This window comes from Pseudomonas sp. TNT2022 ID642 (genome assembly GCF_028656995.1).
GTDB lineage: Bacteria > Pseudomonadota > Gammaproteobacteria > Pseudomonadales > Pseudomonadaceae > Aquipseudomonas.
On record NZ_JAMDGW010000019.1, the window covers coordinates 34,939 to 49,108 of the forward strand.

Genomic DNA, 14,170 nt, shown 5'->3' on the forward strand with positions numbered 1-14,170 from the left:
CGAGAGGCGTGCGGCCCACCACCGCGGGCAGATGGCACGCAGGAAGCCCGGACTAATAAGATGGCATTGAAATCCCCCGCGTTTCGTAAAAAATTTCCGTTGTTGGTAACCGGCAGTCTGCTGGCTATGCAACCTCTGGCCAGTCAATTCGTTGTTGCCGCCGAGCAGTATGACTGCTCCGTCTCGGCTTCGGGTGGTTGGGACTGTGCGCCCAAATCACCGGCTGCTGCGTTGCCGCCGCGTCCAGTGCATGACGGCAGTGCCGTCAGCGCCGCTGGCGAAGCGCCAACCGAGAACGGTTCGACTACCGACACTGGCCCGAAAACGGCACTCGTCACCGAAGCCAAGGGCCGCGGTTTGAAATCCCGTAGCGAAGACTTCAGTCACCTCGACTGGGTTCCGCGCGAGAAGCTCACCGCCGCTCAATTGGCCGAGACCGGGCCTTACTGCTCTGGTGCCTATATCGAACCGATTCGTCCTGGCATGAATGACAAGACGAATAAAAGCGATGCTCCGACCTTTATCGGCGCAAAAGCCTCGCGCTATAACACCGATGATCAAGTCGGTACGCTGGCCGGCGATGTCGTCCTGCGTCAGGGCAGCATGCAGGTCGAATCCGACGAGGCCAGCCTGTATCAGGCCGAGAGCCGCGCCGAACTCAATGGCGATGTGCGTATCCGTGACAACGGCGCGCTGATCGTTGGCGACCATGCCGACGTGCAGCTCGACACCGGTGAAGCCAAGGTCGACAACGCCGAATACGTGATGCACAAATCGCGTATCCGCGGTAACGCGCTGTACGCCAAGCGTGCCGAGAACGCGATCATCCGTCTGAAGGACGGCACGTACACCACGTGCGAACCGAACAGCAATGCCTGGCAGCTCAAGGGCAACAACATCACCTTGAACCCGGCCACCGGCTTCGGTACCGCGACCAACGTGACGCTGCGCGTAAAAGACATCCCGATTCTGTACACGCCGTACATCTACTTCCCGATCGACGACCGTCGCCAGTCGGGCTTCCTGCCGCCGACCATTGGCAGCGGCAGCGACACCGGCTTCATGCTGGTCACGCCGTACTACTTCAACCTGGCGCCGAACTACGACGCCACGTTGTACCCGCGTTACATGAGCAAGCGTGGCATGTTGGTGGAAGGTGAGTTCCGTTACCTGACCAAGTCGAGTGAAGGTCAGTTTGGTGCCGCTTATCTCAATGACGAGGACGATGATCGCAAGCGTCAGTCCGACTACAGCGAGACTCGCTACATGTACAACTGGCAGCACAAGGGCGGTCTCGACTCCCGCGTGCTCACCCAGGTTGACTACACCAAGATCAGCGATCCTTATTACTTCCAGGATCTGCAGACCGATCAGATTGGCGTGAAATCCGAAGACTTCGTCAACCAGCAGGGTTCGGTTACCTATCGTGGTGACAGCTACACGGCTCGTCTGAATGCTCAGCAGTACCAACTGGCTACGGTTTCGAACATCACGCCGTATGGCCGTCTGCCGCAGATCACCTTCAATGGTCAACTGCCGTATCACCCGGAAGGTCTGAATTTCGATTACGAGACCGAGCTTGTCCGTTTCGACCGTGACCTGAGAAGTGGCACTTTTGTGCAGGAAGACGGCGTCACTACCGAGTCGCGCCTGGACAACAACATCACGGGTCTGGCACGTGCCAATGGCGACCGCTTGAATCTCAAGCCGGGTGTCAGCCTGCCGATGAACTGGACTTATGGCTTCCTGAAGCCGTCGCTGAAGTATCAGTACACCCAGTATCAACTGGATCTCGATGGTCAGGGTAAAGATGACCTCGTGACCAACCGCAACAATGCTTCCGCACTTGGCGAGTCGTTCAGCAGCTCGCAAAATCGTGGCGTACCGATTGCCAGCATCGACAGCGGTCTGTACTTCGACCGCAATACGTCGTTCTTTGGCAAGAACTATCGCCAGACCCTGGAACCTCGCCTGTTCTACCTCTATGTACCCGAGAAAGACCAGACAGACATTCCAGTATTCGACACCAGCGAATACACCTTCAACTACGCCTCGCTGTTCCGCGACAACCGTTTCTCCGGCTCCGACCGTGTCGGCGACGAGAACAAGCTGTCGCTGGGCGTGACCAGCCGCTGGATTGAAGACGACGGTTTCGAACGTCAACGCATCAGTGTCGGCCAGGCTCTGTACTTCAAGGATCGCGAAGTTCAACTGCCAGGTATCGATGCCAAAACCCGTGACGACGCGAAATCCAACGTTTCGCCATATGCACTGGAATACGAATACCGCTGGAACCGCGATTGGCGCACCACGGCCGACTACAACTGGGATCCGGACAGCCGCAGCCCACGCTCCGGCAGCGCGATGTTCCACTACCAGCCTGAAGACAACCCGAACAAGGTTATCAACGCCGGTTATCGCTATCGCAACGACCAGGTTCGTTACGACCAGAACACCGGTAAATGGTCGGTGGGCGGCGGTGACTACGGCACACCAGGCACACCTGGCTACGTGAAGGACTACTACAAGATCCAGCAGCATGACTTCTCGGTCATCTGGCCGATCGTTCCGCAGTGGAACGCGATCAGCCGCTGGCAGTATGACTACAACCGTAACCGTACCCTGGAAGCCTTCGGTGGTTTCGAGTACGACAACTGCTGCTGGAAACTGCGCCTGATCAACCGTTACTGGGTTTCCTATGACGAGTTCAGCCAGGAAGCTCCGCAAAACGAAAAAGGCGACCATGGCGTCTTCCTCCAAATTGTTCTGAAGGGACTCGGCGGCCTCACCGGCGCCAAGGTAGAGAGCTTCCTCGACAAAGGCATTCAAGGTTATCGTGAACGTGAAGACCAAGCTTTCTGATTGTCTGCGCCCGCTGATGCTGGGCGCGCTGTTCCTGGGTACTGCGGCCAACGCCGCAGTACAGTCCATCGACAAAGTGGTAGCGATCGTCGACAACGATGTGGTCATGCAGAGCCAACTGGACCAGCGCGTCCACGAAGTGCAGCAGACCATCGCCAAGCGTGGCGGCGGCTTGCCGCCTCCTGGCGTACTGGATCAACAGGTGCTCGAGCGCCTGATCGTCGAAAACCTGCAACTGCAGATCGGCGACCGCTCCGGCATCCGCATCACCGATGAAGAACTGAACCAGGCGGTCGGCACCATTGCCCAGCGCAACAACATGTCGGTTGAGCAGTTCCGCGCCGCTCTGGCTCGCGACGGTCTGTCCTACGACGACGCCCGTGACCAGATCAAGCGCGAAATGATCATCAGCCGTGTGCGTCAGCGCCGCGTGGCAGAGCGCATTCAGGTCTCCGAGCAGGAAGTGAAGAACTTCCTCGCATCCGACCTGGGCAAAATGCAACTGTCCGAAGAACTGCACCTGGCCAACATCCTGATCCCGACGCCGGAAAGCGCCAACTCTGATGCGATTCAGAGTGCTGCCCGTCAGGCCATGGAGGTTTACCAACAGCTCAAGCAAGGCGCCGACTTCGGTCAGATGGCCGTTGCCAAGTCCGGCAGCGACAACGCTCTGGAAGGCGGTGACATGGGCTGGCGTAAAGCCGCACAACTGCCACCGCCGTTCGACCGTGAGTTGAGCAGCATGGCCGTTGGCGACATCACTCAGCCGGCACGCACTCCGGGCGGTTTCATTATCTTGAAGCTGCTGGCCAAACGTGGTGGCGAAGCGCAGATGCGTGACGAAGTGCATGTTCGCCACATTCTGGTGAAGCCAAGCCCGATTCGCGACGAAGCCAAGACCAAAGCCCTGGTGCAATCGTTGTATGACCGCATCCTGGCCGGTGAAGACTTCGCCACTCTGGCGAAAAGCTACTCTGAAGATCCGGGCTCCGCTCTCAACGGCGGCGACCTGAACTGGATCGACCCGAACGCATTGGTACCGGAATTCCGCGAGGTGATGGCCAAGACCCCACAAGGTCAGCTGTCCAAGCCATTCCAGACTCAATATGGCTGGCACGTTCTGGAAGTCCTTGGCCGTCGCGCCACCGACAGCACCGAACAGGCCCGCGAGCAGCAAGCCATGACCGTACTGCGTAACCGCAAATACGACGAAGAGCTGCAAACCTGGCTGCGTCAGATCCGTGACGAAGCGTACGTAGAGATCAAACTCCCTGGTGCAGACCAGGCAGCGCAGTGAAACCCCAGCGTTTCGCGCTGACACCCGGCGAACCAGCCGGCATCGGTCCCGACCTGTGCCTGCTGCTCGCCTCGCAAGCCCAGCCACATCCCCTGATTGCCATCACCAGCCGTGACCTGCTCCTAGAGCGGGCCGCGCAGCTGGGGCTGGCTGTCACTTTGCTGGATGTTGCGCCTGGCAACTGGCCGGATGCTCCAGCACCCGCAGGCAGTCTGTACGTCTGGGATACTCCGCTGAGCGCCCCCGTGTTCGCCGGGCAGCTGGACAAGGCCAACGCCGCGTTCGTCCTCGAAACCCTGACCCGCGCCGGTAACGGCTGCCTCAACGGCGACTTCGCCGGAATGATCACAGCGCCTGTGCACAAGGGTGTGATTAACGAATCGGGGATCGCCTTTTCCGGGCACACGGAATTCCTCGCTGACCTGACCCACACCGCCCAAGTGGTGATGATGCTCGCCACCCGTGGTTTGCGCGTGGCACTGGTCACCACTCATCTGCCCCTGCGCGAGATTGCCGACGCAATCACACCAGAACGGCTGGAGCGCGTGACGCGGATTCTGCACAGCGACCTGCAAAACAAATTCGGCATCGCCCAGCCACGTATCCTGGTCTGCGGGCTCAACCCGCACGCCGGTGAAGGCGGCCACCTGGGCCATGAAGAAATCGACATCATTGAACCGACATTAGAGCGCCTGCGCGGCGAGGGCATGGACCTTCGTGGCCCGCTGCCTGCCGACACTCTGTTTACCCCCAAATATCTGGAGCACTGCGATGCAGTGCTGGCGATGTACCACGACCAGGGCTTGCCTGTGCTCAAGTACAAAGGCTTCGGCGCTGCCGTCAACGTGACCCTCGGTTTGCCGATCATCCGCACGTCGGTCGACCACGGCACAGCCCTGGATCTGGCCGGCAGCGGCAAGATCGACACCGGCAGCCTGCAAGTCGCCCTGGAAACCGCCTACCAGATGGCCGAGACCCGTTTATGACCGAGCAATACCAACACAAGGCGCGCAAACGCTTTGGCCAGAACTTCCTGCACGATGCTGGCGTTATCGACCGCATCCTGCGCTCCATCAGCGCCAAGTCCGAAGACCGCCTGCTGGAAATCGGCCCGGGCCAGGGCGCACTGACCGCCGGCCTGTTGTCCTCCGGCGCACAACTCGACGTAGTGGAGCTGGACAAGGATCTGATCCCGATCCTCAATCAGCAGTTTGCCGGCAAGAGCAATTTCAACCTGCATCAAGGCGATGCACTGAAGTTCGACTTCAACAGCCTGAACGCCGCGCCGAATAGTCTGCGTGTGGTCGGCAACCTGCCGTACAACATTTCGACACCGCTGATTTTTCATCTGCTGAACAACGCCAGCATCATTCGCGACATGCACTTCATGCTGCAGAAAGAAGTGGTCGAGCGCTTGGCCGCAGGCCCGGGCGGCGGTGACTGGGGTCGTCTGTCGATCATGGTTCAGTACCATTGCCGCGTGGAACACCTGTTCAACGTCGGCCCAGGCGCGTTCAATCCGCCGCCTAAAGTCGATTCAGCCATCGTCCGACTGGTGCCGCACGCGGTACTGCCGCACCCGGCCAAGGATCACAAGTTGCTGGAGCGCGTCGTGCGCGAAGCCTTCAACCAGCGTCGTAAAACATTGCGCAACACCCTCAAGCAATTGCTCAGCAACGCTGAAATCGAAGCCGCCGGCGTCGATGGCAGCCTGCGTCCGGAGCAACTGGATCTGGCCGCGTTCGTACGTCTGGCCGACCAGCTCGCGATACAAGTCCCGGCCTCCCCCGCCGCCGACTGATAAACGATGAACGCTATCGGGCAGGACGCCACTCTGGTTTACTGCCCGATACTTGCCTAGACTGATTCCCCATCAGCTACGCCCCGCGTTCCGCTTCGTTTAAGGCCTCTTGCATGTCCGATTCCCGTTACCAGGTCGATGTCAGCGTCGTTACCCGCTATCTGGCAGACCAATCGCAACCCGAGCACGACCGCTTCGCCTTCGCCTACACCATTACCGTTCAGAACAATGGCGAGCAGCCCGCGCGCCTGATGTCGCGACACTGGGTGATCACCGATGGCGACGGCCATGTAGAGGAGGTGCGCGGTGCAGGCGTGGTCGGTCAGCAACCGCTGATCGATGCCGGCCAGAGCCACACCTACAGCAGCGGCACAGTGATGACCACCAAGGTCGGCACCATGCAGGGCACCTACGAAATGGTCGCCGACGATGGCAAACATTTCGACGCCATCATCAAGCCGTTCCGCCTCGCCGTTCCCGGATCTTTGCACTGATGGCGACGTATGCCGTCGGCGACCTGCAGGGCTGCCTTGAACCGCTGAAATGCCTGCTCAAGCAAGTGGCGTTCGACCCAAAGCTTGATCGACTGTGGCTGGTCGGTGACCTGGTCAACCGTGGCCCGCAATCACTGGAAACCCTGCGTTTTCTGTATGGCATGCGTGAATCGCTGATTTGCGTGCTCGGTAACCACGACCTGCATCTGCTGGCAGCGGCTAGAAATATCGAGCGCTTGAAGAAGTCCGACACTTTGCGCGAGATTCTCGATGCTCCGGACAGCGCCGAGCTGCTGGAATGGGTACGCCAACAAAAGCTCGTGCACTACGACGAGCAGCGCGATGTCGCCATGGTTCACGCCGGCATTCCACCGCAATGGTCGCTGCGTCGCGCCCTGAAATGCGCTGACGAAGTCGAAACCGCCTTGCGTGACGACAACCTGTTCCCCGCTTACCTCGACGGCATGTACGGCAACGATCCGGCGAAATGGGACAACGATCTCAAAGGCGTGACCCGCCTGCGCGTCATCACCAACTACTTCACGCGCATGCGCTTCTGCACCGCCGAAGGCAAACTCGACCTCAAGAGCAAGGAAGGTCTGGACACCGCCCCACCCGGCTACAAACCGTGGTTCCAGCACAAGGATCGCAAGACCAAAAGCTTGCGGATCATCTTCGGCCACTGGGCGGCACTCGAAGGCAATATCCATGAGCCAGGCATCTCGGCACTGGACACTGGTTGTGTCTGGGGCGGCAGCCTGACCCTGATGAATGTCGACAGCGGCGAACGGCTGTCATGCAAATGCGATGAACACGGCGGCCTCGCCCCGACCGTCGCACCACTTATCCCCCAAACTTCGCCAGTCAGCGCACCGCGTTAGACTGCGCTTTCAGCCGAGCAACAGGAACCCGCCATGAGCGAATTCAAACGAATCCCCCCGGAACAGGCCCAGGCCCTGCGTGAACAAGGCGCCGTTGTCGTCGACGTGCGCGACCCGGCGACTTTCGCCGCCCTGCATATCAGCGGCTCGAAGCATCTGGACAATCATTCCCTGCATGCCTTCATTCAAGGCGCCGACCTTGATGCACCGACTGTGGTCGTCTGCTACCACGGCAATTCCAGCCAGGGTGCCGCGGCGTACCTGATCAGCCAAGGCTTCTCTGACGTCTACAGCATGGACGGCGGCTTCGAGCTGTGGCGTACGACTTATCCTGCGGAAACTGCGCAAGGCACCGCCGAATAATTTTTTTGTCACGCGCAGGCCCCGGCTGCCGTGGGCCTGCGCGGACAGACGAACGGTCTTGCCACAACTAATTACGTATCTCGCCTTTACCTCCCGAATTCCCAACTATCCTTAAGCCCAGGCCATCCAAATCAGGGGAGAGCCGGTACACCGGCGCACGGGTCATCGGGAGTGACTTTCACGATTGTCGATCGTGAAAGTGTTCTGGGGGGTAAACAAACAGCTGCCAAAACGGTTGTTTGCCAGCATCGACTGAGTGATCCGGCGTCGGCTCCACGTATCGAGCGAGGTGACGTCATGAGTATCTTTAGCCACTTCCAACAACGCTTCGAGTCCACACGCCAGGAAGAACTCTCGCTGCAAGAGTACCTGGAGCTGTGCAAGAAAGACCGTAGCGCCTACGTTTCCGCCGCCGAGCGTCTATTGCTGGCCATCGGCGAACCGGAACTGCTCGACACCTCGACCAACTCGAGGCTGTCACGCATCTTCTCCAACAAGGTGATCCGTCGCTATCCGGCCTTTGAAGACTTCCACGGGATGGAAGAGTGCATCGACCAGATCGTCTCGTATTTCCGCCATGCCGCCCAAGGCCTGGAAGAGAAGAAGCAGATCCTTTATCTGCTCGGCCCTGTCGGCGGTGGTAAATCGTCTTTGGCCGAAAAGCTGAAACAACTGATTGAAAAAGTGCCCTTCTATGCGATCAAGGGCTCGCCGGTATTCGAATCGCCACTGGGTCTGTTCAACGCCACCGAAGATGGCGCGATCCTCGAGGAAGACTTCGGCATTCCACGGCGCTACCTGAACACCATCATGTCGCCATGGGCGACCAAACGCCTGGCCGAATTCGGTGGCGACATCAGTCAGTTCCGCGTGGTCAAGCTGTACCCGTCGATCCTCAACCAGATTGCCGTGGCCAAAACCGAACCGGGTGACGAGAACAACCAGGACATCTCGGCGCTGGTCGGTAAAGTCGACATCCGCAAACTCGAGGAATACCCACAGAACGACGCCGACGCTTACAGCTATTCCGGTGCGCTGTGCCGGGCCAACCAGGGCCTGATGGAATTCGTCGAAATGTTCAAGGCACCGATCAAGGTGCTCCACCCGTTGCTGACCGCGACTCAGGAAGGCAACTACAACAGTACCGAAGGCCTCGGCGCGATTCCGTTCACCGGGATCCTGCTCGCCCACTCCAACGAATCGGAATGGCACACCTTCCGCAACAACAAGAACAACGAAGCGTTCATCGACCGGATCTACATCGTCAAAGTGCCGTATTGCCTGCGCGTCAGCGACGAAGTGAAGATCTACGACAAACTGCTGTTCAACAGCTCCCTGGCCAAAGCGCATTGCGCGCCCGATACCTTGAAGATGCTGGCCCAGTTCACCGTTCTGTCACGCCTCAAGGAGCCGGAAAACTCCAACATCTACTCGAAGATGCGCGTCTACGACGGCGAAAACCTCAAGGACACCGATCCAAAGGCCAAGTCGATTCAGGAATACCGCGACTCGGCAGGTGTCGATGAAGGCATGAACGGTCTGTCGACCCGCTTCGCCTTCAAGATTCTCTCCAAGGTGTTCAACTTCGATCCGCATGAAATCGCCGCCAACCCGGTGCACTTGCTCTATGTGCTGGAACAGCAGATCGAACAGGAACAGTTCCAGGCCGAAACCCGCGAGCGCTATCTGCGTTACCTCAAGGAATACCTGGCACCGCGTTATATCGAATTCATCGGCAAGGAGATCCAGACCGCGTACCTCGAGTCTTACAGCGAGTACGGCCAGAACATTTTCGACCGCTATGTGCTGTACGCCGACTTCTGGATTCAGGATCAGGAGTACCGCGATCCGGAAACCGGCGAGATCCTCAACCGCGTCGCGCTGAACGAAGAACTGGAGAAAATCGAGAAGCCGGCCGGCATCAGCAATCCGAAGGATTTCCGCAACGAGATCGTCAACTTCGTATTGCGCGCACGGGCCAACAACAACGGCAAGAACCCGACCTGGCTCAGTTACGAAAAACTGCGGGTGGTCATCGAGAAGAAAATGTTCTCGAACACCGAAGACCTGCTGCCAGTCATCAGCTTCAACGCCAAGGCCAGCAAAGAGGATCAGCAAAAGCACAACGACTTCGTTACACGCATGGTCGAACGTGGCTATACCGACAAACAGGTACGACTGCTGTCCGAATGGTACCTACGGGTCCGGAAGTCGCAGTGAAGCAGCAGCAAGCTTCCAGCTACGAGCTGCAAGAACAAAGCGCGTAACCCAGTGATCCCCGGGAACCTGCTTTTACTTGCAGCTTGAGGCTCACAACTTGAAGCTGCCCGGAGGGCTTCCTATGAGTTATGTGATCGACCGACGTCTCAATGGCAAGAACAAGAGCACGGTAAACCGCCAGCGTTTCCTGCGGCGCTACCGTGACCACATCAAGAAGGCCGTCGAAGAGGCGGTCAGCCGGCGCTCCATTACCGATATGGAACACGGCGAACAGATCAGCATTCCCGGTCGCGATATCGACGAACCGGTGCTTCACCACGGCCGTGGCGGTAAGCAGACCGTGGTTCATCCCGGCAACAAGGAATTCACCGCTGGCGAACATATCGCCCGCCCGCCGGGAGGTGGCGGCGGACGCGGCCCGGGCAAGGCCGGCAATTCCGGCGAGGGCATGGACGAGTTTGTCTTCCAGATCACCCAGGAAGAATTTCTCGAATTCATGTTCGAAGACCTTGAGCTGCCGAACCTGGTCAAGCGCAACCTCAGCGGTACCGACACCTTTAAAACCGTCCGCGCCGGGATCAGCAACGAAGGCAACCCGTCACGCATCAACATCATTCGCACCTTGCGCTCGGCGCACGCACGGCGTATCGCTCTATCCGGCAGCAGTCGGGCAAAACTGCGCGAAGTCAAAGAAGAACTTGAGCGTCTGAGACGCGAAGAGCCGGACAACTTCGGCGATATTCAGGAACTCGAGGCAGAAATCGAAAAACTCAGTGCGCGCATCCATCGCGTGCCGTTCCTCGATACGTTCGACTTGAAATACAACTTGCTGATCAAACAACCGAACCCCAGTTCGAAAGCGGTGATGTTCTGCCTGATGGACGTTTCCGGCTCCATGACCCAGGCGACCAAGGACATCGCCAAACGCTTTTTCATCCTGTTGTACCTGTTCCTGAAACGGAATTACGACAAGATCGACGTGGTGTTCATCCGCCATCACACCAGCGCTCGGGAAGTCGATGAAGAGGAGTTTTTCTATTCACGGGAAACCGGCGGCACCATCGTTTCCAGTGCATTGAAACTGATGCAGGAGATCATGGCCGAACGTTACCCGAGCAACGAGTGGAACATCTACGCGGCGCAGGCTTCCGACGGTGACAACTGGAACGACGACTCGCCGATTTGCCGCGACATCCTGATCAACCAGATCATGCCGTTTGTGCAGTACTACACTTATGTGGAGATCACCCCGCGCGAACATCAGGCCTTGTGGTACGAGTACGAACGCATCGCCGAAGCCTTTTCTGACACTTTTGCCCAGCAGCAACTGGTCTCGGCCGGAGATATCTATCCGGTCTTCCGTGAACTCTTCCAGCGCAGGTTAGTGACATGACCGCCAAAGAGCAGAAGCGCCAACCCATTTCCACCGGCTCTGAATGGACGTTCGAGCTGATTCAGACCTACGACCGCGAAATCGCCCGGATCGCGGCCCGCTATGCGCTGGATACCTACCCCAATCAGATCGAAGTGATCACCGCCGAGCAGATGATGGACGCCTATGCCTCGGTCGGCATGCCGCTGGGTTACCACCACTGGTCCTACGGTAAACACTTCCTCAGCACCGAAAAGTCCTACAGTCGCGGGCAGATGGGCCTGGCCTATGAAATCGTGATCAACTCCGATCCGTGCATTGCCTATCTGATGGAAGAAAACACCATCTGCATGCAGGCGTTGGTGGTGGCGCATGCGTGCTACGGCCACAACAGTTTCTTCAAGGGCAACTACCTGTTCCGCACCTGGACCGATGCCAGCTCGATCATCGATTACCTGGTGTTTGCCAAGCAGTACATCATGCAGTGCGAGGAGCGCCACGGCATCGATGCCGTGGAAGACTTGCTCGACTCCTGCCATGCCCTGATGAACTACGGCGTCGACCGTTACAAGCGGCCGTACCCGATATCCGCCGAAGAGGAGCGGCGCCGGCAGAAAGATCGCGAAGAGCACCTGCAGAAGCAGATCAACGATCTGTGGCGCACCATTCCCAAAGGCGCGGACAAGTACAGCGACAGGGACAACGCACGCTTCCCGGCCGAGCCACAGGAAAACATCCTGTACTTCATCGAGAAACACGCGCCGTTGCTCGAACCATGGCAGCGCGAGATCGTGCGGATCGTGCGCAAGATCGCCCAGTATTTCTATCCACAACGCCAGACCCAGGTGATGAACGAGGGCTGGGCGACGTTCTGGCACTACACGCTGATGAACGACCTGTACGACGAAGGGCTGGTCACCGACGGCTTCATGATGGAGTTCCTGACATCGCACACCAGCGTGGTCTTCCAGCCAGGCTTCGACAGCCCTTATTACAGCGGCATCAACCCGTACGCCTTGGGCTTCGCCATGTACCGCGACATTCGGCGCATGTGTGAAGAACCTACTGAAGAAGATCGTCACTGGTTCCCGGAAATTGCCGGGAGCGACTGGCTGTCGACCATCAAATTCGCCATGAGCAGCTTCAAGGATGAGAGCTTCATCCTGCAGTACCTGTCACCGAAAGTGATCCGCGATCTGAAACTGTTCAGCATCATGGATGACGATCAGAAGGACGACTTGCTGGTGCCTGCGATTCATGACGAACCCGGCTACCGGATCATTCGCGAAACCCTTGCTGCGCAGTACAACCTCGGCAATCGTGAGCCGAACGTGCAGATCTACAGCATCGATCGACGCGGTGATCGCTCACTGACCTTGCGTCACCAACAGCACGACCGCAAACCGCTGGGCGATTCCACTGAAGAGGTACTTAAACACCTGCATCGTTTGTGGGGTTTCGACATTCACCTGGAAACCTTGCAAGGCGATCAGATCATGAAAACCCATCACGTTCCGCCACGCAGCGAACACAGCGAAGGGGATTACGGTCGGCTTGATCTGGCCGTCATTCATCTTTGATCCGGTTCCGGCCTCCGAAAGTCTGACGCAAGGGTTATCCTGTCGGGCTAACGGAGGTTTTTTATGCAGATTTTCAAGGTTGGCGGCGCAGTACGTGATCGCTTGCTGGGCAAACCGGTCACTGACATCGATTGGGTCGTGGTCGGCGCTACCACCGAAGAAATGCTCGCCAAGGGTTATCGCCCGGTCGGTGCGGATTTCCCGGTATTTCTTCACCCCAAAAGCGGCGAGGAATACGCCCTCGCCCGCACCGAGCGCAAAAGCGGGCGCGGTTATGGCGGCTTCACCTTCCATGCCAGCCCGGAAGTGACGCTTGAAGAAGACCTGATCCGCCGCGATCTGACCATCAACGCCATGGCGGAAGACGATCAGCAGAATCTGACCGATCCGTACCAGGGTCAGCGCGATCTGGAAGCTCGAATCCTGCGCCACGTTTCTCCGGCGTTCGCCGAAGATCCACTGCGAGTTCTACGCGTTGCGCGCTTTGCCGCGCGTTATGCCGGATTGGGTTTTACCGTTGCGCCAGAGACGCTGGAATTGATGCGACAGCTCAGCGAATCCGGCGAACTGGAAGTGCTGACCGCCGAACGCAGCTGGAAAGAAATCTCCCGCGCATTGATGGAAGACCAGCCGCAGGTATTCATTCAGGTGCTGCGCGACTGTGGCGCACTGAAAGTGTTGATGCCGGAAGTCGACGCGCTTTTTGGCGTGCCACAACCGGAAGCGCATCACCCGGAAATCGACACTGGCCTGCACACGCTCAGCGTTCTGGAGCAATCAGCGCTGCACAAACAACCGCTGACGGTACGCTGGGCTTGTCTGCTGCATGACCTCGGCAAAGGCCTGACCCCGGAAGAACAGTGGCCACGACATATCGCCCATGAACACACCGGGTTGAAGCTGATCAAAGCGGTCAACGAACGCTTCAAGGCACCGAAGGATTGTCAGGAGTTGGCCTTGCTCGTCGGCAAGTACCACACCCACAGCCACCGGGCGCTGGAGTTGAAGGCCTCGACGCTGCTGGAGTTGTTGCAGAGCTTTGATGTGTATCGCCGACCGCAGCGGTTTGAAGAGTTTATCGCCGCATGCGAAATGGACGCCCGAGGCCGTAAAGGGCTGGAGCAGAGAAGTTATCCACAGGCCGAATATTTACGCGGCGCTGCCAAGGCTGCACGGGAAGTCGCGGTGCAGCCGTTGCTGGAGAAGGGATTCAAAGGCCCGGAACTGGGCGAAGCGCTGAAGCGTGAGCGCCTGAAAGCGTTGAAGGCTTACAAGGAAAACAGCTAAAGCAAGATCAAAA

The 14,170-nt window shown here is 58.3% G+C and carries 11 protein-coding genes; all 11 read left to right on the forward strand.

Going from position 1 to position 14,170, the window contains the following annotated elements:
• Window positions 1-60 precede the first annotated feature (60 nt).
• Window positions 61-2,862 (forward strand): LPS-assembly protein LptD, encoded by a 2,802-nt coding sequence (locus M5G26_RS18405; protein WP_273916169.1) that lies wholly within the window; start codon window positions 61-63, stop codon window positions 2,860-2,862.
• Window positions 2,843-4,159, forward strand: coding sequence for a peptidylprolyl isomerase SurA (gene surA / locus M5G26_RS18410; RefSeq protein WP_150693820.1), 1,317 nt, complete (start codon window positions 2,843-2,845; stop codon window positions 4,157-4,159). Before M5G26_RS18405 ends, surA begins: the two co-directional genes overlap by 20 nt.
• Window positions 4,156-5,145 carry a 4-hydroxythreonine-4-phosphate dehydrogenase PdxA gene (pdxA, locus tag M5G26_RS18415; protein WP_273916170.1) on the forward strand — a complete coding sequence of 330 codons (990 nt, stop codon included), beginning with the start codon at window positions 4,156-4,158 and terminating at the stop codon, window positions 5,143-5,145. Before surA ends, pdxA begins: the two co-directional genes overlap by 4 nt.
• Entirely contained in the window at window positions 5,142-5,960 is an 819-nt protein-coding gene (gene rsmA / locus M5G26_RS18420) for a 16S rRNA (adenine(1518)-N(6)/adenine(1519)-N(6))-dimethyltransferase RsmA (protein ID WP_273916171.1), read from the forward strand. The genes pdxA and rsmA overlap by 4 nt, the downstream gene beginning before the upstream one ends.
• A 113-nt stretch (window positions 5,961-6,073) precedes the next feature.
• Window positions 6,074-6,454, forward strand: a complete 381-nt coding sequence (apaG, locus tag M5G26_RS18425; RefSeq protein WP_134178005.1) for a Co2+/Mg2+ efflux protein ApaG — start codon at window positions 6,074-6,076, stop codon at window positions 6,452-6,454.
• On the forward strand, window positions 6,454-7,335 hold the full coding sequence (locus M5G26_RS18430) for a symmetrical bis(5'-nucleosyl)-tetraphosphatase (protein WP_273916172.1): 882 nt from the start codon (window positions 6,454-6,456) through the stop codon (window positions 7,333-7,335). Before apaG ends, M5G26_RS18430 begins: the two co-directional genes overlap by 1 nt.
• Before the next feature lie 33 nt (window positions 7,336-7,368).
• Window positions 7,369-7,698: a thiosulfate sulfurtransferase GlpE gene (gene glpE / locus M5G26_RS18435; RefSeq protein WP_016983139.1), complete on the forward strand. Its 330-nt coding sequence runs from the start codon at window positions 7,369-7,371 to the stop codon at window positions 7,696-7,698.
• A gap of 297 nt (window positions 7,699-7,995) precedes the next feature.
• Window positions 7,996-9,918 carry a PrkA family serine protein kinase gene (locus M5G26_RS18440; RefSeq protein ID WP_007910115.1) on the forward strand — a complete coding sequence of 641 codons (1,923 nt, stop codon included), beginning with the start codon at window positions 7,996-7,998 and terminating at the stop codon, window positions 9,916-9,918.
• A 121-nt stretch (window positions 9,919-10,039) separates the two neighbouring features.
• Window positions 10,040-11,311: a YeaH/YhbH family protein gene (locus tag M5G26_RS18445; RefSeq protein WP_007910114.1), complete on the forward strand. Its 1,272-nt coding sequence runs from the start codon at window positions 10,040-10,042 to the stop codon at window positions 11,309-11,311.
• Window positions 11,308-12,870 carry a SpoVR family protein gene (locus M5G26_RS18450; RefSeq protein WP_095122610.1) on the forward strand — a complete coding sequence of 521 codons (1,563 nt, stop codon included), beginning with the start codon at window positions 11,308-11,310 and terminating at the stop codon, window positions 12,868-12,870. The genes M5G26_RS18445 and M5G26_RS18450 overlap by 4 nt, the downstream gene beginning before the upstream one ends.
• Window positions 12,871-12,933: 63 nt before the next feature.
• Window positions 12,934-14,157, forward strand: a complete 1,224-nt coding sequence (locus M5G26_RS18455) for a multifunctional CCA addition/repair protein (RefSeq protein ID WP_273916173.1) — start codon at window positions 12,934-12,936, stop codon at window positions 14,155-14,157.
• The last annotated feature ends 13 nt before the right edge of the window (window positions 14,158-14,170 follow it).